We start from the raw sequence: 20,836 nt of genomic DNA on the forward strand, positions 1-20,836 counted from the left end.
CAGGGCTTGGCGAGGGGCTTTACTTTCGCCGTGAAACCACCCAGAGCTTGGGTATGAACGATCAAGTCAAAGGCCTTCTCATCACGGCGATCGGCGTGCTTTTCGTGGTGCCGGATTCACTCTTTATCCGGCTGATCGACGCTTCCGCCCCCACGATCACCTTCTGGCGCGGGTTGACCTCGGGGTCGTTCATCCTTCTGGGGGTGATTGCGGTCATGGGCCTGCGCGGGTTCCGCGAAGTGGCGCGCACCGGCCTTCCGGGGCTGCTTTATACGGTACTGATCGGGGCCACGGCGCCGGGTTTCGTGCTGGCGGTGAAATGGACCAGCGTGGCCAATGTGGTGTTCATCATCGCCTCGATGCCGGTATTCGCGGCGATCTTCAGCCGGATCTTTCTGGGCGAGGCGATCAGCAAGCGCATGGTGCTGACCATGGCGGGCGTGTTCGTGGGCCTTGGCATCATCGCCTGGGGATCGGGCGAGACGGAAGGGGCGTCATGGCAAGGGGATCTGGTGGCGCTTGGCGTCTCGGCCAGTTTCGCGGGCGCCATGACGACGGCGCGCAAGCTCAAGGCGACGTCGATGATCCCGGCGATACCGCTGGCCTATCTTGGGGCGTCCGTGCTGATCTGGCCCTTGGCCGATCCGGTGGCGCCGGTTGCCGAGCAATGGCATCTCCTGCTGGGGCATGGGGCGTTCATCACCGTGTCCACCTGTCTTCTGACGCTCGGGCCGCGCTATATCGGCTCGGCCGAGGTGGCGCTACTGATCCTGCTCGAGTCTGTTCTGGCGCCGCTCTTGGTCTGGGCGGTGATCGGCGAGGATCCGGGGCCATGGGCGTTGGCAGGGGGCGTGGTGGTGATCGGTGTGCTCTTTGCCTCGAACCTCTGGGCGCTGCGGGCCCGCCACCGAATGCGCAACGCGCCTCAGCCGCGTGTCGGGCCGCCTGTGCCCTAAGACGGCTCAGAAATCGGCGTTCACACCGGGCAAGTTGAGCGCCTTGATCAGATCGCGCAATTCCTGCCTTGCGGCGATGTTCGAGATATTGAGCTGCTTGACGCCCACATCCTTGAGATCCAGCAGCGTCAGCCCGCGCGGAAACAGCTCGCGGAAGATGACCCTTTCGTTGAAGCCGGGGGCCGTGCGAAATCCGATGCGGCGCGCCAGCGTTTCCAGCGCCGTGCCCATCTTCTGCTTGTTGACCATCTGTTGCGCGCCCAAGCGGTTGCGCACCACCACCCAGTCGATCGGCTTCAGCCCGGCCTGCGCGCGCAACTGCCGCGCATTCCACACCATTTCCGAATAGACCGACGGCCCGATGATCCGCTTCCCGTCGCTGTCCACATGGGCCAACAGGTCGAAATCCACGAAACTGTCGTTCAACGGCGTGATGAGCGTGTCGGCAAGGCTATGGGCGACCTGGCTCAGACGGGTATGCGATCCGGGGCAGTCGATCACGATGAAGTCGCTGTCAGGCTCAAGCTGCGCCACGGCGGCCGAGAGGCGGCGATCATAGAGATTCTCGCCGGGGTTGAGACTGGACTGGTCGATGTCGGGCAGGTCGTGATACCGCGGACCGGGCAGCGCCAGCCCGGCCTTGTCCAGAAAGGTCTTGCGATTGCTGGCATAGCGCCCGAAGGTCTTTTGCCGCAGGTCCAGATCCAGCGCGCTGACCTTGTGGCCCATGCGCGCAAGCGCGGTGGCCACATGCATCGAGACGGTCGATTTGCCGGCGCCCCCCTTCTCGTTGCCGACGACGATGATATGGGCCATGACCTGTTCCCCTGTCCCTGTTCCGGGCTGTTTTTCTTGTGTCACACCTTAGCCTCGGGGCCCGCGGTTGGAAAGATTCCGTTGCGTTGCAGCGATGCTTTGCGCCCCCTGTTGCAGTGGGGCCGCTCCTCATGAAAAACGCCGCCCCGGAGGGCGGCGCCAAGGCCTTCGGGCTGTGTCCGGCAATCAGAAGCCGAGACCTGCGTATTTGTTCTTGAACTTCGACACGCGGCCGCCGGTATCCATCAGGCGGGTGCCGCCACCGGTCCAGGCCGGGTGCACGGAGGGATCGACGTCGAGCGACAGGCTGTCGCCCTCGGCGCCATAGGTCGAGCGCATCTGAATAACGGTGCCATCGGTCAGCTTGACGTCGATGACGTGATAATCGGGGTGGATCTCTTTTCTCATCGTGCCGCTCCTTATGCCGACTTGCCGGATTGGGGTTTGTAGGTGGCGTCCTCGGCGATCCGGGCCGACTTGCCGCGACGCGAGCGCAGATAATACAGCTTGGCGCGGCGCACGCGACCACGGCGCACGACGGTGATGCTGTCGATATTGGTCGAGTGCAGCGGGAACACACGTTCGACGCCTTCCCCAAAGGAAATCTTGCGGACCGTGAAGCTCCCGGCGATGCCCGAGCCGTTCTTGCGGCTGATGCAGACGCCTTCGAAATTCTGCACGCGCGAGCGGGTGCCCTCGGTCACCTTGTAGCCGACGCGCAGCGTGTCCCCGGCCTTGAAATCCGGGATGGTCTTGCCGAGCTCTGCAACCTGCTCGGCGTCCAGTTGAGCGATAATGTCCATCGCTTCTTCTCCTATATGCTTGCGGTTCGTTCCGCAAAGATTGATGCCGCCTCAGAGCTCTTGGTCTTCGTCCGGGTCCCTACCATGCGCCGCACAGTAAGCCCGCCAGAGATCAGGTCGTCGTTCCTTCGTCAGCCGTTCGGCCTCGGCCCGCCGCCAGGAAGTGATATGGCCATGATGCCCGGAAAGAAGAATTTCAGGGATCGCAAGGCCGTTCCAGATGGCAGGTCTCGTGTACTGGGGATGTTCAAGCAGGCCTTCGGAAAAGGACTCCTCCTCCGTCGACGCCTGATTCCCAAGCACGCGCGGTATAAGTCGGACAGCCGCATCAATCAAGGCCTGAGCGGCGATCTCGCCTCCGGAGAGCACGAAATCCCCGATCGAGACCTCCTGAATGCCGTAATGCGCGATCACGCGCTCGTCGAGCCCCTCGAAGCGGCCGCAGATCAGGGTGACGCCCTCACCTTCCGACAGACGCTGTGCCATGGCCTGATCGAGCCGCTTGCCGCGCGGGCTGAGATAGATCAGCGGCGCCTCCTTTGGCATGCGCGCGCGCGCATGATCGATGGCGCGTCCCATCACGTCCGCGCGCAGAACCATGCCCGCGCCACCGCCCGCGGGCGTGTCATCGACATTGCGATGCCGCCCCTCGCCGAACAGGCGCAGATCGACCGTGTCCAGCTGCCATAGCCCGTCCTTCAGCGCCCGCCCGGTCAGGCTTTCTCCCAGCACACCGGGAAACGCCTCCGGCAGAAGGGTGATCACCTGCGCGGTCCAGGCCCTCGCGAGACGTGGATTATGCGTCATCAGCTCCTGCGGTTTCAGGCTGACCGTGATGGTCTTGCGACCGTGGGATTTGGGTGCGTCCGTCATGGTTCGAGGCCTTAGCTCCCGCGCCCTCCCGAGGCAAGAGGCGCTGACATCCGCGCGCGGTGCCCGGGGCGGGCTGCGGGATGCCTCCGGCGGGAGTATTTGTGGAACGATGAAAGACGCGCCGCGCGTGCCGTTTCTTCTGGCTGGAAATATCCCGGGGGTCTGGGGGCAGGGCCCCCAGTCGCGGGCGGGGTCAGAACAGGCCTTCGGGCGGGTCGGCGACGATGCGGCCCGCGGCGAGGTCCACGGTCGGCACGGCCTGGCGCGTGAAGGGCAAAAGCACGGTCGAGGTCAGCCCTTGGCCATGCAGTTCGAGGATATCGCCCGCGCCGTGGTTGAGCACCGCCTTTACCCGTCCGAGCAGGGTGCCGCCGGTGTCATAGACCTCCAGGCCGATCAGGTCGGCGTGGTAATATTCCTCGTCGGGAAGGGCGGGCAGGCGGTCGCGTTCGGTATAAAGGCGCACACCGCGCAGCGCGTCGGCCTGTTCCTTCGTGGTCACGCCTGACAGGCGCGCGATCAGCCCGCCTTTGGCGCTTTGTCCGCTCAGCGTGATCTCGAAGCTGCGGGCGCCATCCTCGGTTTCCAGCGGGCCATAGGCGGCGATGTCCTCGGGGGTGGCGGTGAAGCTCTTGAGGCGCAATTCGCCGTGCACGCCGAACGCGCCGGCGATCGCGCCGAGGCAAATGCGGGTGTCGTCGGTCATTCGGTCTCTCCGCGGCAAAGGCCATTCTCCACCGTGCCGCCTGCGGCGGCGCAGCGCTCCTGATGCTGGTGACGTTCGAAGAACAGCCCCACGAGGAAGATGACGGCCATCAGGATGAGGGTGCGAACGGGTCGGAACATGCGCGTCACCGCTCCTCGATCGTCAGCGAGGCGCTGCGATCTTCCCAGCCGGCGCGCTCGAGTTCCGGGGTGTCGTCTGCGGTTTCGGGGTAGCCGACGCAGAGATAGCCGACCAGCTCCCAGCCGTGCGGCACATCGAGATCACGCGACAGGCGGTCAGGGTCGAGGATCGACACCCAGCCCACCCCGAGGCCATGACTGCGCGCCATCAGCCAGAATTGCGTGATCGCGCCCACCACCGAATAGCGGCGCATTTCGGGCATGGTGCCGGCGCCAAGGCCTGCGCCCTTGCCGGTCGTCTCGTCGCAGAAGATGGCCAGCTGCACCGGCGCGTCGGTCATGCCCGAGAGTTTCAGGCCGCTGTAAAGCTGCGCGCGGTCGCCGTCATAGCCCGAGAGGGCCGCGGCGTTGGCACGGGTGTAATTGTCGAGCGCCGCCCGGCGCGCGGCCGGGCTGGTGACGCGGATCACGCGCCAGGGTTCGCTCAGGCCCACGGAGGGGGCCAGCAGGAAGGTGTCGAGGCAGGCGCGCAGCACCGCCTCGTCCACCGGATCGCTGCGGAAGCGGCGCACGTCGCGCCGCCACCGCATCAGATCGGTCAGGTCGGACCGGAAGTCCGGGGTGAAACGCGACATGATCCGCGCCCCGCCCGTGCTCAGCCCTGAGCGGCGTCCTCGGCGGGCGCCTCTTCGGTGGCCTCGGCGACCGGGGCCTCTTCGGCGGGGGCTGCGGCGGCTTCGGCGGCTGCAGCGGCCTTGGCGGCTTTTTCCTCGACGCGTTCCTTGGCCTTGGCGCCCGGCTCGCCCTTCTTGAGGTTCGCGCGGTCCTTCTTGGCCAGAACGCCGGCGGCTTCGAGCATGCGGCTCACGCGGTCCGACGGCTGTGCGCCCTGGTCCAGCCAGTATTGCACGCGCTCCATCTTCATCTTGACGCGCTCTTCGCTGTCTTTCGGCAGAAGCGGGTTGTAGGTGCCCAGCTTCTCGATGAAGCGGCCGTCGCGCGGCATGCGGCTGTCGGCGGCAACGATGCTGTAATGGGGGCGTTTCTTGCTGCCGCCACGGGCGAGACGAATTTTCATGGCCATCGGTTAGGTCTCCTTTTCGAATGGCGTTTTGTCGGTGCGATGAATGCGCACCGTCACGACTGGTGCTGTTTGTGGTGCTGAATCACTTCAGCGATGATGAAGTTGAGGAACTTCTTGGCGAATTCCGGGTCGAGATCGGCCTGGTGCGCCAGGTCTTCGAGACGTGCGATCTGCTGCGCTTCGCGGGCAGGATCGGACGGGGGAAGGTCGTGTTCGGCTTTCAGGCGGCCCACCGCCTGCGTGTGCTTGAAGCGTTCGCCAAGCGTATAGACAAGGATCGCGTCGAGCCGGTCGATGCTCTCGCGGTGCTCTTTGAGCAGCCTTGCGGCGCGGGTGGGGGCGTCTTCAGTCAAGCGGAAACCCTTTCGGTTTGAACAGCGGGTCGCAATAGTGGCTGATCTCCAGCTCGATCCCGTCGGCCAGCTGGCCGGATTTCAGAACGGCGGGCGAGGGGTGGCGGTAGACCGCGTCATTGCCATCGATGGTGGCGGCGCCGTGATCCTTTTTGGCGCCCAGCCGTTCGGCAAGCCGGATCGAATCCAGGTTCTTGGGGTCGATATAGCTGACTGCGCCGTCCCAGCCGCCGGGGCCATAGAGATGGGCGCGCGCGGCATGGGTGGCCTCGAGCGCGAAGCCGTGCCCCGCCTTGTCGGGCCAGATGATCCAGGCGATCTCGCGTTCGGGCCAGCCGGCGGGAAACCAGCCGCCCGCCATGCCATAGGTGGCATCGGTCACCTTGTCGTGGATCATCCACATGCCGAAGCCGCGGATGTTCCAATGGCCGATCTCGGCGGCATAGAGCATCCATGCCTCGTAGCGGTTCAATGGCCCACCCATGAAACGCGACCGGTAAGAGCTGAACGTTGCCTTGAAATCGGGATAATCCTCGGGTTCGGGCGCGCGCAGCACAAGGCGGCGGGTCTCGATCACGGGAATGTCGCGGGTGGCCATGTCAGACAGCTCCCCGCACCACGTCACCGGCGCCTTGCCCTGCGGTCAGATGATCGGTCAGCATCGGCATCATTTCTTCTTGCCAAATCCCGACAGGCCCGAGGGCAGGCCCTTGCCGCCGCCCAATCCGCCGAGGCCACCAAGCCCACCCAGACCACCGGGCAGGCCGCCGCCCATCTGTTTGGCCGCCTGTTCCAGCGCCTTGGGGTCCATGCCCTGCAGATCCTCGGGGCTGGGGCCGCCCTTGCCGAACATGCCTTTCATGGCCTGTTTCAGCATGCCGCCTTTGCCCATCTTGCCCATCTGCTTCATCATGTCCGACATTTGGCGCTGCATCTTGAGCAGCTTGTTCAACTCGGACACTTCAAGGCCCGCGCCGCGCGCGATGCGCTTCTTGCGGCTGGCCTGCAGGATCTTGGGGTTTGCGCGCTCGGTCTTGGTCATCGACTGGATCAGCGCGACCTGCCGCGACAGAACCTTGTCGTCGATCCCGGCGGTTTCCATCTGCTTGGCCATCTTGCCCATGCCGGGCATCATGCCCATCACGCCTTCCATGCCGCCCATCTTCTGCATCTGTTCCAGCTGCATCTTGAGGTCGTTCATGTTGAACTGACCCTTCTGGAAGCGGCGCATCATGCGTTCGGCCTGTTCGGCCTCGATGGTTTGCTGGGCCTTTTCCACAAGGCTGACGATGTCGCCCATGCCAAGGATGCGGCCGGCGATACGCTCGGGTTCGAAGGTTTCGAGCGCGTCCATCTTCTCGCCAAGGCCGACGAACTTGATCGGCTTGCCGGTGACCGCGCGCATCGACAGCGCCGCACCGCCGCGCCCGTCGCCATCCATCCGCGTCAGCACGACACCGGAGACGCCGATCTTGTCGTCGAATTCCTCGGCCACGTTGACCGCGTCTTGACCGGTCAGGCCATCGACGACCAGCAGCGTTTCGCGCGGGTTGGCCACGTCGCGCACGGCGGCGGCCTGCGCGATCAGGTCGGCGTCGATATGCAGCCGGCCCGCTGTGTCCAGCAGGTAGACATCATAGCCGCCAAGGCTGGCCTGGGTCTTGGCGCGCTTGGCGATGGTCACCGGGTCTTCGCCCTTGACGATCGGCAGCGTGTCGACGCCGATCTGGCGGCCAAGGATCTCAAGCTGTTCCATGGCGGCGGGGCGGTTCACGTCGAGCGAGGCCATCAGCACCCGCTTGCCGTCGCGATCCTTGAGGCGCTTGGCCAGTTTCGCGGTCGTGGTCGTCTTGCCCGAGCCTTGCAGGCCCACCATCAGGATCGGCGCGGGCGGGTTGTCGATCTTGAGAGCGCCGGGCTCGCCTTCGCCGGTCAGGGTCTCGACCAGCGCGTCATGCACGATCTTGACCACCTGCTGGCCCGGCGTGACCGAACGGGTCACCGCCTGACCGGTGGCCTGATCCTGCACCTTCTTGATGAAGTCGCGCGCCACCGGCAGCGAGACATCGGCCTCGAGCAGGGCGACACGCACCTCGCGCAGAGCGGTCTTGACGTCGTCGTCGCTCAGCGCGCCCTGTTTGGTCAGGCGATCGAGAACGCCGGACAGGCGGTCTGACAGATTTTCAAACATCCCAAGCGCTCCTTCTTTCGCCCGTTTCGTTCTGATCCTTCAGATAAGAAGAACCGCCTCAAATGCCAATCTCCCCCGTGGGCGCAACGCGCTGACGGGGGGCGATCCCGGCCAAAGGCCATGGGACCGGAAGCTTGACGCACTTCCGGATTGATGCGCGCTGTTACTGCGCGCGCCCGGCCCTGTCAAGACCGGGCGCCGCGGTCGGTGGCTCAGGCGGCCTGCAGCTCGCCGATCTGATCCAGCGCGCGGGCAAGGCTTGCATCGGCGTCCAGCGCCAGTTGATCGGCGGCCACCACCGTCACGTCAGTGATCCCGACAAAGCCGAGGATATGGCGCATATAGGTCGAGGCGTAGTCGATCTCGGCGCCCGCCTGCGTGCCGCCCGAGGCCATTGCAAGGATCGCGCGCTTGCCGGTCAACAGACCTTCGGGGCCGGTTTCGGTATAGCGGAAGGTGACACCGGCGCGCGCCACATGGTCGATCCATGCCTTCAGCGCCGAAGGCACGCCGAAATTGTAGACCGGCAGCCCGATCACCAGCGTGTCGGCGGCGCGCAGCTCGTCGATCAGGCTGTCGGACAGCGCAAGCGCCTTCTCTTGTGCGGCGGTGCGGTTGGCGTGCGGAGTGAAATTGGCGCTCACCCAGTCCTCGGTCAGATGCGGCAGGGGGTTCGCGGCCAGATCGCGATGCAGCACATGCGCGGCCGGCCAAAGGGCGGTGATGCGCCCGGTCAGATCGCGGGTGACAGAGCCTTGGGCGCGCGCCGAGGCGTCGATACGAAGAATGCGATGGGTCATCAGTGTGGTCCTGTGCGGTTGGAGGTGTATTTCGTCACCGCGTTAATTAACCTGTGCCTTTTCAAACGCAATCTTTCATGAGAAACATTGAGTGTTGAGATTTGCACATTGGTTATCGGAGCCTTCATGGACAACTGGGATGAGATTCGCACCGCCTTTAACGTGGCCCGCATCGGCACGGTCAGTGGTGCCGCCGAGGTGCTTGGCGTGCATCACGCCACGGTCATCCGCCATATCGACGCGCTGGAGCAGCGCCTAGGGGTCAAGCTGTTTCAACGGCACGCGCGCGGCTATACCCCGACCGAGGCAGGCGAGGATCTGTTGCGCGTGGCGCAGGCCACCGATGACCAGTTCTCGCAGCTTGTCGGGCGCATCAAGGGGCGTGGCAACGATGTCTCGGGCGAGCTGGTGGTCACCTCGCTTGGCGGGCTCAGTCATCTTCTGGTTCCGGTCCTGACCGAGTTTCAGGCCGAATTCCCCGATATCATCGTGCGCTACCTGACCGGCGACAGGCTCTTTCGGCTGGAATATGGCGAGGCGCATGTGGCGATCCGCGCCGGGGCTGTGCCCGATCAGCCCGACAACGTGGTGCAACCCTTTTTCGAGCAGAAGATCACGCTTTTCGCCTCCGACGCCTATGCCGCGCGCCATGGTCTGCCGCAGTCCGAGGCCGAGATGTCCGGGCACCGGTTCGTCGGGGCCGATGACCCCAATTCCCGCGCGCCGTTTTTTCGCTGGATGCGCGAGACGATCCCGGCGGCCAATATCGTGTTCCGCAGCGGCGATGTGCATGCGCAGCGCCGCGCGATCAAGCAGGGCGCGGGGATCGGTTTCGTGTCGCGGTTGCAAGCGCGCGAGATGGGCGGCCTGATCGAGGTGGTCCCCCCGCGCGAGGACTGGGCCGCACCCCTGTGGCTGGTGACCCATATGGACCTGCACCGCACCACCAAGGTGCAATCCTTCCTGTCCTTTCTCAAGAATCGCGCCCGCGATTGGGACGACGCATGAGCGACCGGCTTCGCGGCCATCTTGCGATGCTCACCTTCTCGGCGCTGATCGCGGGGTCTTTCGCGCTTGGCTCCATGGCGGCGAACGAGATCGCGCCGACAGCGCTCAATGCCGTGCGCTTCGTGATCGCGGCCTGCATTCTGGGGGCGGCGGCGCATGCCACGCATGGCCTGTCGCGGCCCGCGTTCCGGGCGCCGTGGCGCTATCTGATCCTTGGCGGGTCGATGGGGCTGTACTTCCTGCTGATGTTCGAGGGGCTGAAAACCGCGCGCCCCGTGTCGGCGGCGGCGGTGTTCACCCTGACGCCGATGATCGCGGGGCTCTTCGGCTATCTGCTGCTGCGTCAGGCGATGACCCGGCGCATGGCGCTTGCGCTCAGCGTCGGGGGCGCGGGCGCGCTCTGGGTGATCTTCGAGGCGGATTGGGCGGCTCTGGCGGCCTTTCAGGTGGGACGTGGCGAGGCGATCTATTTCCTCGGCTGTGTGGCCCATGCCTTTTATACGCCGATGGTGCGCAAGCTGAACCGGGGCGAGCCGCCGGTGGTCTTCTCCTTTGGCGCCATGGTTGCCGCGGCCCTTCTGGTGACGGGTGCGGGCTGGCCCGCGCTGCGTGCGACCGACTGGGGCGCCTTGCCGCCGATCGTCTGGATCACGCTGGCCTATGTGACGGTGGCGGCGACGGCGATCACCTTTGTCTTGCTGCAATACGCGTCGCTCAGGCTGCCAAGCGCCAAGGTGATGGCCTATACCTATCTCACCCCGGTCTGGGTGATCTGCTGGGAAGCGGCATTGGGAAATGGCGTGCCGCCGGTGATGGTGATGATCGGCGTGGCGATGATCCTGACGGCGCTTGTGCTGCTGCTCAAGGACGAGCACCCGGCCTAGTCAGTCCTCGTTGGGCAGGGCCGCGTCACCGCCGGACAGCTCTGATGCCAGAAACTTCTCGAACGCATCGAGGTTCACCGCCTCGAACTGCCCGAAGCTCTGCATCCAGATGCTCGCGTCGCGCAGGGCGTCGGGTTCCAGCTTGCACCATTTCACCCGCCCGCGCCGTTCCTGGCTGATAAGCCCCGCGCGGCTGAGAATCCCCAGATGCTTGGAAATCGCGGTCAGCGACATCTCGAAAGGTTCGGCCACGTCGGTCACGGCCATGTCATCCTCGAGAAGCATCGACAGGATCGCCCGTCTGGTGGGGTCGGCCAAGGCCTGAAAGGTGATATCGAGCTGTTCGGACATGCAGGCCGTATCGCGCGGCGCCTGACATTCGTCAACCATTTGGTTGAATATGCCGAAACGACCGGAACGACGCTGTGGTTGGCTGCGGCACAATACCCCGGCTCTTGTGGCGCTGATCTTTATCACAATTTTTCAGATACTTAACGCTGCTCATGCGGGTCTTCACGCGCGCTTGACTCACTGCCATCCGCCGCATAGCAAAGGCACAACCGTTCCAAGGGGTAAACCATCGTGACAGATCCCGACCAAAGCGAGCGCCTGGCGCAGCTTGAGGACAGGATCGCGGCTCTGAAAAAGAAGAAGGAGCCGCGTCACCATTCCGAGGAACACTACAGTCAGGCGCAGGTCGCCTGGCGGATGGTAACGGAACTTGTGGCCGGTCTGATGATCGGTTTCGGCATGGGATACGGGCTTGATAGCCTGTTCGGGACGATCCCGATCTTCCTCGTGCTGTTCACATTGCTGGGTCTGGCCGCGGGCATCAAGACGATGATGCGCAGCGCAGACGAAATCCAGCGCAAGAAGCTGGCCGAAGAGGCCGAAGACATTGCGCCCGGGTCGGGCGACGACAAGAGGACGAAAGATGGCGACTGAAGCGAAGGGCGAAGCAGGCGGTCTGGTGTTCCACCCGATGGATCAGTTCATCGTGAGCCCGCTGTTCGGAGACGGCCCGGTGGGTCTTTTCACGATCACCAATGTGACACTCTGGATGGCACTGACCATCATCGCCGTCATCGCGCTGATGGTTCTGGGCACCTCCGGGCGCTCGACCATTCCGGGTCGGATGCAGTCGATCGGCGAGCTGGCTTACGGCTTTGTCTACAAGATGGTCGAGGATGTCGCCGGCAAGGACGCCGTGGGCTTCTTCCCGTATATCATGACGCTGTTCATGTTCATCGTCTTCGCCAACTTCCTTGGCCTGATCCCCGGCTCGTTCACCACCACGTCGCATTTCGCCGTGACGGTCGTGCTCGCGCTGCTGGTGTTCATCACCGTCACCGTCGTGGGCTTCGTCAAGAACGGCGCGGCCTTCCTTGGCCTCTTCTGGGTCAGCAGCGCGCCTTTGCCGCTGCGCCCGATCCTCGCCATCATCGAGGTGATTTCCTACTTCGTGCGTCCCGTCAGCCACTCGATCCGTCTTGCCGGCAACCTGATGGCCGGTCACGCGGTGATCAAGGTGTTCGCCGGCTTCGCCGCGATCGCGGCGGTCAGCCCGCTGGCGATCCTCGGTGTGACCGCGATGTACGGGCTCGAAATCCTGGTGTCGTTCATCCAGGCCTATGTCTTCACGATCCTGACCTGCGTGTATCTCAAGGATGCGCTGCATCCCTCGCACTAAGGTCGAACCGCTCAAACATACCTACAACTTCCAATCGTAAGGAGAATACATCATGGAAGGTGAACTCGCACATATCGGCGCAGGTCTCGCAGCAATCGGTTCCGGCGCAGCCGCAATCGGTGTGGGCAACGTGGCAGGCAACTTCCTGTCCGGCGCTCTGCGCAACCCCTCGGCAGCGGCCGGTCAGACCGCGACCCTGTTCATCGGCATCGCATTCGCAGAAGCACTGGGCATCTTCTCGTTCCTGGTCGCTCTGCTGCTGATGTTCGCCGTCTAAGCCTTACGGAACCTTTCCTTACGTGCGGGCGGCTGGCACGACTGGCCGCCCGATAGTGAGACCAAGTTCCGACGGAGGACGCAATGGCGACCGAAACAACCGGGCAGACTGTAAGCACCTGTGTCGTTGACGGCTCTGCCGTCGGCATGCCCCAGCTGTGCTTCGACTGGTGGCCCAACCAGATCTTTTGGCTCACGGTCACGCTGGTCGTGATCTTCTTCTTCCTGTCGCGCGTGGCCCTTCCGCGCATCGCGGCCGTTCTGGCCGAGCGTCAGGGAACCATCACCAACGATCTCGCCGCAGCCGAGGATCTCAAGGTCAAGGCCGTCGAGGCCGAAGAGGCGTATAACAAGGCGCTGGCCAATGCCCGCGCCGAGGCGCAGAAGATCATCGCTCAGGCCAAGGCCGAAATCCAGGCAGACCTGGATGATGCGACCGCCAAGGCCGACGCTGAAATCTCAGCCAAGCTGGCCGAAAGCGAAAAGACGATCGCTGCGATCCGCGAAGGGGCGATGGACAGCGTCAAGGAGGTGGCCAAGGACACCGCCAAGGAACTCGTCGCCGCTTTGGGTGGCAGCGCCGATGCGCGGTCGATCACCTCGGCTGTCACTGCAAAGATGAAGGGATAAGCGCCATGAGAGGATCTTCCATGCTGATCGCGCTTGCCGCCACGGTCTCTGCCAGCCCCGCGCTGGCAGCTGCGGGCAAGCCCTTCTTCTCGCTCGAGAATACCGATTTTGTCGTCACGCTCGGCTTTCTGGTGTTCATCGGCATCCTGCTCTACTTCAAGGTGCCGTCGCTTCTGGGTGGGCTTCTCGACAAGCGCGCCGAGGGTATCAAGTCCGAGCTCGACGAGGCGCGCGCGCTTCGCGATGAGGCACAGACCCTGCTTGCGGGCTACGAGCGCAAGCAAAAGGAAGTGCAGGAACAGTCCGAGCGCATCATCGCTGCCGCCAAGCAGGAGGCCGCCGAGGCCGCCGAGCAGGCCAAGCAGGACCTCAAGGCATCGATCAAGCGCCGCCTGAAAGCGGCCGAGGATCAGATCGCATCGGCCGAAGCCAACGCGATCCGCGATGTTCGCAACGAAGCGATCCGCATCGCCGTGGCCGCCGCCACCGATGTGATCGCCAAGAACATGACCGCCGCCGACGGCAACAAGCTGATCGACGACGCCATCGGACAGGTCGACGCCAAGCTGCACTGACGCTTGCCGCAGTCTAGGAATGAACAAGCCCGGTCCTGAGTGACCGGGCTTTTTCTTTTGGGACGGGGGGTGAGCGGTGAGCTGGGGCTCATTTATCCGGCGCCGAAAAATGAAAGGGGGCCGTTGGTTCGGCCCCTCGATCATTCCTGCCACGTTGACACTGAACACCTTGTGATACGCGAGAGGGCATGTTCTGAGCGCTGCCCGGTCGTCCCGTATCGGAACCGTTGCAAAGATATTGGCGACTCAGATCGAATCGGTCAACGCCTAGTGATTCGATTGCACGAAATTTCCTGCATCAGCGCGAAAGTGACCCGTGAAACGCTCTCGAGAGAGGCGTGATCGTGACCGGCAGGCGCGTTGCCGGTCCGCTGTCAGCCGTTCTCGCGCAGGACGCCGCCCGCCAGATAGAGCGAGCCGCAAATCAGGATGCGCGCCTTGGGGTCCGCGGACGTGATCCGCTTCACCGCGTCCAGCACGGTGTTTGCCACATGCGCCTCCATCCCGGCGGCGCGGGCGGCGGTGGCGGTCGTCTCGGCGGGCAGGGTATTGGCCTCGCCGGGGATCGACACAGCGGTCAGGCTAGCGGCCTGTGCCGCCAGTGGCGCCAGGTAGCCCGCGATATCCTTGGTGTTCAGCATCCCGCAGATCAGATGCGTGGGCCGCGCGGGCAGGGTGCCCAGATGCCGCCCGAGCGCCTGACCCGCCGCCGCGTTATGCCCGCCATCAAGCCATAGCTCGGCCTCGGGTGCGGCCTCGATCAGCGGGCCGTGCCGCAGCTTCTGCATCCGGGCGGGCCATTTGGCGCGGGTGACCGCAGCCTCTTGTGCCTTCTCTCCAAGACCCAGATGGCGCAGCGCCGCCAATGCGGCACCGGCATTGTCGATCTGATGCGCGCCCGGCAGATTGGGCAACGGCAGATCGGCCAGCCCGGTTTCGTCCTGAAACACCAGCCGCCCGTGATCCTCGCTGACATGCCAATGCTGCCCCTGCGCGATCAAGGGCGCGCCAAGCGCCTGCGCGCGGGCCTCGATCGCGGCCTCCGCCGCCTCTTCCTGCGGGCCGACGACGCAAGGAACGCCGCGCTTGAGGATCCCGGCCTTTTCGCCTGCGATCTTGGCGATTGTGTCGCCCAGATATTGCTCGTGATCCATCGACACCGGAGTGATGACAGTAAGCGCAGGGGCGGGGATCACGTTGGTCGCATCCAGCCTCCCGCCAAGACCCACCTCCAGCAGGGTGTAATCGACTTCGATGCGCGACATCGCCAGGAACGCGGCACAGGTGGTGATCTCGAAATAGGTGATCGGCTCGCCGCCATTGGCGGCATAGCATTCATCCAGAACGGCGCTCAGATCGGGTTCCGAAATCAGCTCTCCGGCCAGCCGGATACGTTCGTGAAACCGCGCCAGATGCGGCGAGGTATAGGCATGCGCGCGCAGTCCCGCCCCCTCGATCCCGGCGCGGATCATCGCCAGCGTCGAGCCCTTGCCGTTGGTGCCCGCGATATGGATCACCGGCGGCAGGCGGTCCTGCGGGTTGTCCAGCCGCTCCAGCAGACGCCAGACGCGGTCCAGCGTGAGGTCGATGATCTTGGGGTGCAGCGCCATCATCCGTTCGAGGATGGCGTCGGAATGAAGGACGCTCATTCGGTGGCGTTTGGCTTGTTGGTCTGCGCGCCAGCCGTCTGCGTCTCGGCGCCGCCAGTTGCGGCCTCGTTCCCGGCATCGGCTTCGGGCGCTGGCAACTCGCCCCTGACAGCAGGGGGCAGGGCCAGAAGCATCCGGGTGATGGTGATGAGCTCGTCGCGCATCTGGCCGCGCGGCGTCACCCGGTCCAGCATCCCGTGATCCAGCAGGTATTCGGCGCGCTGGAACCCTTCGGGCAGTTTCTCGCGGATGGTCTGCTCGATCACGCGCGGCCCGGCAAAGCAGATCAGCGCATTGGGTTCGGCGATATGCACATCGCCCAGCATCGCGTAGGACGCGGTGACGCCCCCTGTCGTGGGATGGGTCAGCACCACGATATACGGCAGCCCCGCCTCCTTGAGCATCTGGATCGCCACCGTGCTGCGCGGCATCTGCATCAGGCTCAGGATCCCTTCCTGCATCCGGGCGCCGCCTGCGGCGGAAAACAGGATCAGCGGGCGTTTCATCTTCACCGCTTCCTGCGCGGCGGCGATGATGGCATTGCCCACATACATCCCCATCGAGCCGCCCATGAAGCTGAAATCCTGCGCCGCCGCCACGATCGGCGTGCGGCCCATCTCGCCATGGGCGACCAGCATGGCCTCTTTCTCGCCGGTGGCTTTCTGCGCGGCTTTCATGCGGTCGGGATATTTCTTCTGGTCGCGGAACTGCAGCGGATCGACCACAGGCGCAGGCACCGCGATCTCCGAGAAAATCCCGCCGTCGAACAGCGCCTTGAACCGATCACGCGGGGTGATCGGCATGTGATGGCCACAATTCGTGCAGACATTCAGGTTATCGCTCAACTCGCGGTGAAACAGCATGGTGCCGCATTCATCGCATTTGGACCACAGGTTCTCGGGCATCTCGCGCCGCGAGAAGATCGAGTTGATGCGCGGGCGCACGTAATTCGTGATCCAGTTCATGCGGCGTGATCCCTTGTTGCCTCGCTGCCTTCAGATAATGGGCTGATGCGCGGAATGCAATCAGCAGCGCATCGCGACCCGCGCCGCCAGCCAGCTGCACGCCAGCATCATCAGGTCGATGGGAAACCACTGCCACAGCACGTCGTCATCGCCCAACGAGAACGGATAGACATACAGCGCCAGCCCATCGAAATTGCCCCCCGGCGCCGCGATCAGCACTGCGCCGAAATTGTTCACCAGATGTAGCGCGATCGCCGGTCCAAGCGTGCCGGACCGCGCCGTGAGATCCGCCGCCGCCAGCCCGAAACCAAAGGCCCAGCCCACCACCAGCCATGTGTTCGTCCCGTTCGTCACCGGATCGTAATGCAGCATCGCGAAAAGCGCCGAAGGCACCCCCATCCAGACCGCCGGATGGCTGACCCATGCCGCAAGCTGGCTTTGCAGATAGCCGCGAAAGGCAATCTCTTCGGCGCTGGTCTGGATCATCAGTCCGATCAGCCCCAGCGGCAGCAACAGCAGCCAGCGCCCGAAGGGCATGTTGGGCTGGGGGGCGGTGCTGGCATCGCCCGGCAGCAGCATGACCACCGCGAACAGCATCAGCAGCGCCACAGTCACTTGCCGGAACTGCCGCAGCGCCAGCGCGGGCGGCCCGATCAGCTCGCGCAGGCGGCGCCGGTGCAGCACCGTCAGGGTGATCGCCAGCGCCACGATCAGCAGCCCGAACAGGAACAGGTTGATGAGCACACCCGCCGGCGTTGCGCCCCGCATCATCCCATCGGCCAGCTTGTCCCAGGCCTCGGGGCCGATCACCGCACGATAGAGCCGCGACCAAAGCTGGCTGAAGCTGATGAACAGCACCGCCGTCAGCACGACCCCGGCCAAAAGCCGCAAGGGATGCGCCGAGGGTCGCGCCGGGGCGACCAGCTGTTCATGGGGCTCATAGCTCATGCGTGGACGCTAAAGCATCGCGGGGCCGCGCGAAACAGTCATAGCGCCACGCGCCAAGTCGCCCTTGTCCAGCGATGCCGCGTCACTTAAACCGGGTTGCAACATTGTCCGGGAGGCCCTGATGACCAAATTCGACAAATCCAAACTGCCCAGCCGTTACGTGACCGAAGGACCGGCCCGCGCGCCGCATCGGTCCTATTACTATGCCATGGGCATGACCGAGGCCGAGATCCATCAGCCGCTGGTCGGCGTGGCGACCTGCTGGAACGAGGCGGCGCCGTGCAACATCGCGCTCAACCGTCAGGCGCAGGCCGTCAAGGGCGGCGTCAAGGAAGCGCATGGCAGCCCGCGTGAATTCACCACGATCACCGTGACCGACGGGATCGCCATGGGCCATGAAGGCATGCGCAGCTCGCTTGCCAGCCGCGAGGCGATTGCCGACACTGTCGAGCTGACCATGCGGGGCCATTGCTATGACGCGCTTGTGGGTCTTGCGGGCTGTGACAAGTCGCTGCCGGGCATGATGATGGCGATGGTGCGGCTCAATGTGCCGTCAGTGTTCATCTATGGCGGGTCGATCCTGCCGGGCAAGGCGCCTCAGGTGAACGAAATCCCCGAAGAATTCCGCAACCGCGACCTGACGGTGCAGGATATGTTCGAAGCGGTCGGCTGGCACCAGAACGAGCAGATGTCCGACAAGGCGCTCGATATGCTCGAACGCGTCGCCTGCCCCTCGGCGGGCGCTTGCGGCGGGCAGTTCACCGCCAACACAATGGCCTGCGTCTCCGAGGCGATCGGCCTTGCGCTGATGAACAGCTCGGGCATGCCCGCGCCCTACGAATCCCGCGACCAATATGCCGAGGCGTCGGGCCGCGCGGTCATGACCCTTCTGGAAAAGAACATCCGTGCGCGGGACGTGGTCACCCTCCAAAGCCTGCAGAACGCCGCGCGCGTCGTGGCCTGCACCGGCGGCTCCACCAATGCGGGCCTGCACCTTCCGGCCATCGCCCATGAGGCGGGGATCGACTTCTTCCTCGAAGATGTCTGCGAGATTTTCCGCGACACGCCCTATTTCGTCGATCTCAAGCCCGGTGGTCAGTATGTGGCCAAGGATCTCTATGATGCGGGCGGGATTCCCGTCGTGATGAAAGAGCTGCGCAAGGCGGGGCTGATCCACGAGGATTGCATCACCGCCTCGGGCCGCTCCATCGGCGAAGAGCTTGACCTGATCGAACGCGAGGCCGATGGCCGCGTGATCTATCCGATCGAAAAGCCGATCACCAAGACCGGCGGTGTCGTCGGCCTCAAGGGCAATCTTGCGCCGCAAGGCGCCATCGTGAAGGTCGCGGGCATCGCCCCCGAGCATCAGGTCTTCACCGGCCCGGCGCGCGTGTTCGAATGCGAAGAGGACGCGTTCGAGGCGGTCAAGGCGCGCCAATACAAGGAAGGCGAGGTCATCGTGATCCGCAACGAAGGCCCCGCAGGCGGCCCCGGCATGCGCGAGATGCTGTCCACGACCGCCGCGCTGTCCGGGCAGGGCATGGGCAAGAAGGTTGCGCTTATCACCGATGGGCGCTTTTCGGGCGCCACACGCGGGTTCTGTGTGGGCCATGTCGGCCCCGAGGCGGCGCATGGTGGCCCGATCGCCCTGATCCAGACCGGCGATGTGGTCACCATCGACGCGATCAAGGGCGAACTGAGCGTCGATCTATCGGACGAGGAGCTGGCCAAGCGCAAGGAAAACTGGGCCGGCCCGCGCGAGACGATCTATGCCACCGGTGCGATCTGGAAATTCGCCAAGCTTGTGGGCGAGACCTACAAGGGGGCTGTCACCCATCCCGGCGGCAAGGCCGAGCGGCATGTCTACATGGACCTCTGACGGGCCAGCGGCCCGGCGCATGGTGCGCCGGGCCTTTGTGCTTGGTGTGTGTCTGTCCCTTGCGGGTTGCGTGATCGCGCCTCAGACCCGGTCGCAGTCGGATGTGGTGCAGCAGGTGGCGCTTTATGATGGCGAAGTGGTGGTCTCCGGGCCGCCGGGCTATTGCATCGATGGCGCGCATATCCGGCGCGGTGCCTCGGGGGCCTTCGTTCCGATGGCCAGTTGCGAAAGTCTGACAGGCACGCCGGGCGTGCCCGTGCAGGCGGCTCTGATGACCGTGTCGGTGCTGCCGCGCACAGGCGCCCCCGCCCAACGTCCTACCGCGCAAGAGATTGCCGCCTCGATGGCGCCCATCGAAGCGCTTGACGTGATCGACGGCCCGGATCTGTCGATGGTCCGCTTCGCCATGGGCGGCGGGCAGCTCCTGCCGGGCGGCGATCCGCGCTATTGGCGGGGCGGCATGGTCATCAACGGGCATCTTCTGGGCCTGTCGGTCTATGGACCTGCGGGCAGCTCTCTTGCTGGTGCTGACGGGCGGCGCCTTCTGTCGGATCTGGCTCAGGCGCTGCAGGCGGGCAGCCCCGATCTGGTCCTCGTGTCGGCCTCCGAGAGCGCGACATCAGAGCCTCCCAGCCAAACCCCGGATGCCGCTCCCGAGCCTTCGAATGACACAGGCGCGGACACATCCTCCACCGATCCCGATACCGAACCGCGCCCAACCGGGTTGCGCTCGCTATTGAGTGGATTGTTTCGGAATTCAGGTTAGTGCTATGACAGATCGTGTCGGGACAAGTTGGGCGGGTCGAGCCGGGATGACATCTGCATGATAGACAAGGGCACTGCCGTTCTGGACTGGCTCATGCATCGGCGCAATTTGCGTCGCTGGCGCAAGGTGGCCCGCAAGGCTCATGGTCTCAGCCTGTCGCAATTGCGCATCGAGCGTGGCCGCGCCCGTCACCTGCGGCACAGTCTGAACGAGGTGATCTCGGTGGCCGACAACCGTCTGGCCTTGCCGATGATCGGCTCGAACATCTTTCACAAGCCGCATGGCACCGACTGGTCATGGCGCCCGAACCTCTGGTGTCAGCCTCTGGCGATGCCCGGCATGTCCACCGTGGCCAGCAAGACCCGCCTCGGCGATGTGGTGACATTGTATCACGATTGCGAACAATCCGAACTGACCCTGCGGCAGGTCCGAAACCAGAGCGAGGCCGATCTTGCCCCCTTCGGTCTGCGCATGGATGTGTTCCGCTTCGACGGCTCTTTCCTGTCGCTGTTGCTGGATCTGCCCGAGCAGGCGATGATGGGCCTCCAACGCCGCCACCTGATCCGGCTCGACACGATCATCGAACTGGAAAAGCCGATCGAGATCTTCATTCGTCTCAACATCAAGCACGGCCCGAACACCGAACAGCTCGTGCGCGAATTGCCCCTCCACGAAGACGAGATCGCCGTCGAATTCGATCTGGCCTATTCCAACATCAACGAAAAGCGGGTCGAGCGCGCATGGGTCGATCTGATCTTCGAGAACCCGCAGATGAGTCAGGTGATCATCCGCGACCTGACCTTCTGCCGTCACCCCCGCGCCGAGTTCTGATCCAGAGGTTTCG

At 64.4% G+C, this 20,836-nt stretch carries 27 protein-coding genes; 11 read left to right on the forward strand and 16 right to left on the reverse strand.

Going from position 1 to position 20,836, the window contains the following annotated elements; translation table 11 throughout:
• Positions 1–53 precede the first annotated feature (53 nt).
• Positions 54–956, forward strand: coding sequence for a DMT family transporter (locus RAZWK3B_RS14480; protein WP_007816412.1), 903 nt, complete (start codon positions 54–56; stop codon positions 954–956).
• A 6-nt stretch (positions 957–962) separates the two neighbouring features.
• Here the strand turns inward: RAZWK3B_RS14480 and RAZWK3B_RS14485 are convergent, their stop codons facing one another.
• The 12 genes from RAZWK3B_RS14485 to RAZWK3B_RS14535 form a co-directional block, all read right to left on the reverse strand.
• A complete protein-coding gene (locus tag RAZWK3B_RS14485) occupies positions 963–1,772 on the reverse strand; it encodes a division plane positioning ATPase MipZ (protein WP_007816413.1) in 810 nt (269 codons plus the stop codon).
• A 186-nt stretch (positions 1,773–1,958) separates the two neighbouring features.
• Positions 1,959–2,180 (reverse strand): 50S ribosomal protein L31, encoded by a 222-nt coding sequence (gene rpmE, locus RAZWK3B_RS14490; RefSeq protein ID WP_007816415.1) that lies wholly within the window; start codon positions 2,178–2,180, stop codon positions 1,959–1,961.
• Positions 2,181–2,191: 11 nt separating this feature from the next.
• Positions 2,192–2,575 (reverse strand): 50S ribosomal protein L19, encoded by a 384-nt coding sequence (gene rplS, locus RAZWK3B_RS14495; RefSeq protein WP_007816418.1) that lies wholly within the window; start codon positions 2,573–2,575, stop codon positions 2,192–2,194.
• Between the two features lie 51 nt (positions 2,576–2,626).
• Positions 2,627–3,448, reverse strand: a complete 822-nt coding sequence (trmD, locus tag RAZWK3B_RS14500) for a tRNA (guanosine(37)-N1)-methyltransferase TrmD (RefSeq protein ID WP_007816419.1) — start codon at positions 3,446–3,448, stop codon at positions 2,627–2,629.
• Between the two features lie 193 nt (positions 3,449–3,641).
• Entirely contained in the window at positions 3,642–4,154 is a 513-nt protein-coding gene (gene rimM / locus RAZWK3B_RS14505) for a ribosome maturation factor RimM (RefSeq protein WP_007816421.1), read from the reverse strand.
• Positions 4,151–4,294: a hypothetical protein gene (locus tag RAZWK3B_RS21220; protein WP_007816423.1), complete on the reverse strand. Its 144-nt coding sequence runs from the start codon at positions 4,292–4,294 to the stop codon at positions 4,151–4,153. Before RAZWK3B_RS21220 ends, rimM begins: the two co-directional genes overlap by 4 nt.
• 5 nt (positions 4,295–4,299) lie before the next feature.
• Positions 4,300–4,929 carry a 5,6-dimethylbenzimidazole synthase gene (gene bluB / locus RAZWK3B_RS14510; RefSeq protein WP_007816428.1) on the reverse strand — a complete coding sequence of 210 codons (630 nt, stop codon included), beginning with the start codon at positions 4,927–4,929 and terminating at the stop codon, positions 4,300–4,302.
• Positions 4,930–4,949: 20 nt separating this feature from the next.
• On the reverse strand, positions 4,950–5,378 hold the full coding sequence (gene rpsP, locus RAZWK3B_RS14515) for a 30S ribosomal protein S16 (protein ID WP_007816429.1): 429 nt from the start codon (positions 5,376–5,378) through the stop codon (positions 4,950–4,952).
• A 53-nt stretch (positions 5,379–5,431) separates the two neighbouring features.
• Positions 5,432–5,731 (reverse strand): chorismate mutase, encoded by a 300-nt coding sequence (locus RAZWK3B_RS14520; protein ID WP_007816430.1) that lies wholly within the window; start codon positions 5,729–5,731, stop codon positions 5,432–5,434.
• Entirely contained in the window at positions 5,724–6,329 is a 606-nt protein-coding gene (locus RAZWK3B_RS14525; protein WP_007816431.1) for a GNAT family N-acetyltransferase, read from the reverse strand. The genes RAZWK3B_RS14520 and RAZWK3B_RS14525 overlap by 8 nt, the downstream gene beginning before the upstream one ends.
• A 69-nt stretch (positions 6,330–6,398) precedes the next feature.
• Positions 6,399–7,922, reverse strand: a complete 1,524-nt coding sequence (ffh, locus tag RAZWK3B_RS14530; RefSeq protein WP_007816441.1) for a signal recognition particle protein — start codon at positions 7,920–7,922, stop codon at positions 6,399–6,401.
• A 212-nt stretch (positions 7,923–8,134) separates the two neighbouring features.
• Positions 8,135–8,722: an FMN-dependent NADH-azoreductase gene (locus RAZWK3B_RS14535; protein ID WP_007816443.1), complete on the reverse strand. Its 588-nt coding sequence runs from the start codon at positions 8,720–8,722 to the stop codon at positions 8,135–8,137.
• Positions 8,723–8,848: 126 nt separating this feature from the next.
• Here RAZWK3B_RS14535 and RAZWK3B_RS14540 point away from each other — a divergent pair, with 126 nt between their 5' ends.
• Positions 8,849–9,730, forward strand: coding sequence for a LysR family transcriptional regulator (locus tag RAZWK3B_RS14540; RefSeq protein WP_007816444.1), 882 nt, complete (start codon positions 8,849–8,851; stop codon positions 9,728–9,730).
• Entirely contained in the window at positions 9,727–10,614 is an 888-nt protein-coding gene (locus RAZWK3B_RS14545; protein WP_007816445.1) for a DMT family transporter, read from the forward strand. Before RAZWK3B_RS14540 ends, RAZWK3B_RS14545 begins: the two co-directional genes overlap by 4 nt.
• Here RAZWK3B_RS14545 and RAZWK3B_RS14550 read toward each other — a convergent pair whose 3' ends face one another.
• Positions 10,615–10,965, reverse strand: a complete 351-nt coding sequence (locus RAZWK3B_RS14550; protein WP_037295973.1) for an ArsR/SmtB family transcription factor — start codon at positions 10,963–10,965, stop codon at positions 10,615–10,617.
• Between the two features lie 231 nt (positions 10,966–11,196).
• On the opposite strand from RAZWK3B_RS14550, the gene RAZWK3B_RS14555 reads away from it, so the two are divergent.
• From RAZWK3B_RS14555 to RAZWK3B_RS14575, 5 genes are all read left to right on the forward strand, one after another.
• Positions 11,197–11,559 (forward strand): AtpZ/AtpI family protein, encoded by a 363-nt coding sequence (locus RAZWK3B_RS14555; RefSeq protein WP_007816447.1) that lies wholly within the window; start codon positions 11,197–11,199, stop codon positions 11,557–11,559.
• Positions 11,549–12,304 (forward strand): F0F1 ATP synthase subunit A, encoded by a 756-nt coding sequence (locus RAZWK3B_RS14560; protein ID WP_007816448.1) that lies wholly within the window; start codon positions 11,549–11,551, stop codon positions 12,302–12,304. Before RAZWK3B_RS14555 ends, RAZWK3B_RS14560 begins: the two co-directional genes overlap by 11 nt.
• Positions 12,305–12,356: 52 nt before the next feature.
• Entirely contained in the window at positions 12,357–12,581 is a 225-nt protein-coding gene (locus tag RAZWK3B_RS14565; protein ID WP_007816449.1) for a F0F1 ATP synthase subunit C, read from the forward strand.
• Positions 12,582–12,664: 83 nt separating this feature from the next.
• Positions 12,665–13,210: a F0F1 ATP synthase subunit B' gene (locus RAZWK3B_RS14570; protein WP_007816450.1), complete on the forward strand. Its 546-nt coding sequence runs from the start codon at positions 12,665–12,667 to the stop codon at positions 13,208–13,210.
• Between the two features lie 5 nt (positions 13,211–13,215).
• A complete protein-coding gene (locus RAZWK3B_RS14575; protein WP_037295936.1) occupies positions 13,216–13,785 on the forward strand; it encodes a F0F1 ATP synthase subunit B in 570 nt (189 codons plus the stop codon).
• A 374-nt stretch (positions 13,786–14,159) separates the two neighbouring features.
• Here RAZWK3B_RS14575 and RAZWK3B_RS14580 read toward each other — a convergent pair whose 3' ends face one another.
• The 3 genes from RAZWK3B_RS14580 to RAZWK3B_RS14590 are packed head-to-tail and all read right to left on the reverse strand — an operon-like array spanning position 14,160 to position 17,347.
• Positions 14,160–15,434, reverse strand: a complete 1,275-nt coding sequence (locus RAZWK3B_RS14580) for a bifunctional folylpolyglutamate synthase/dihydrofolate synthase (RefSeq protein WP_007816452.1) — start codon at positions 15,432–15,434, stop codon at positions 14,160–14,162.
• Complete coding sequence (gene accD / locus RAZWK3B_RS14585; protein ID WP_007816465.1) at positions 15,431–16,399, reverse strand: acetyl-CoA carboxylase, carboxyltransferase subunit beta; 969 nt, start codon at positions 16,397–16,399, stop codon at positions 15,431–15,433. The genes RAZWK3B_RS14580 and accD overlap by 4 nt, the downstream gene beginning before the upstream one ends.
• Before the next feature lie 60 nt (positions 16,400–16,459).
• Positions 16,460–17,347: a CPBP family intramembrane glutamic endopeptidase gene (locus RAZWK3B_RS14590; RefSeq protein WP_007816467.1), complete on the reverse strand. Its 888-nt coding sequence runs from the start codon at positions 17,345–17,347 to the stop codon at positions 16,460–16,462.
• A gap of 121 nt (positions 17,348–17,468) precedes the next feature.
• Here RAZWK3B_RS14590 and ilvD point away from each other — a divergent pair, with 121 nt between their 5' ends.
• Genes ilvD through RAZWK3B_RS14605 form a run of 3 tightly spaced genes read left to right on the forward strand, consistent with a single transcriptional unit; the run spans position 17,469 to position 20,823 of the window.
• Positions 17,469–19,226, forward strand: coding sequence for a dihydroxy-acid dehydratase (gene ilvD, locus RAZWK3B_RS14595; protein WP_007816469.1), 1,758 nt, complete (start codon positions 17,469–17,471; stop codon positions 19,224–19,226).
• The gene (locus RAZWK3B_RS14600; protein ID WP_198133294.1) at positions 19,207–19,992 is read left to right on the forward strand and encodes a hypothetical protein; all 786 of its coding nucleotides are present in this window, start codon (positions 19,207–19,209) and stop codon (positions 19,990–19,992) included. The genes ilvD and RAZWK3B_RS14600 overlap by 20 nt, the downstream gene beginning before the upstream one ends.
• Before the next feature lie 57 nt (positions 19,993–20,049).
• Positions 20,050–20,823, forward strand: a complete 774-nt coding sequence (locus tag RAZWK3B_RS14605) for a DUF6478 family protein (protein ID WP_007816474.1) — start codon at positions 20,050–20,052, stop codon at positions 20,821–20,823.
• The last annotated feature ends 13 nt before the right edge of the window (positions 20,824–20,836 follow it).

Origin of the sequence: Roseobacter sp. AzwK-3b (assembly GCF_000170875.1) — a bacterium.
Lineage (GTDB): Bacteria > Pseudomonadota > Alphaproteobacteria > Rhodobacterales > Rhodobacteraceae > Roseovarius > Roseovarius litoreus.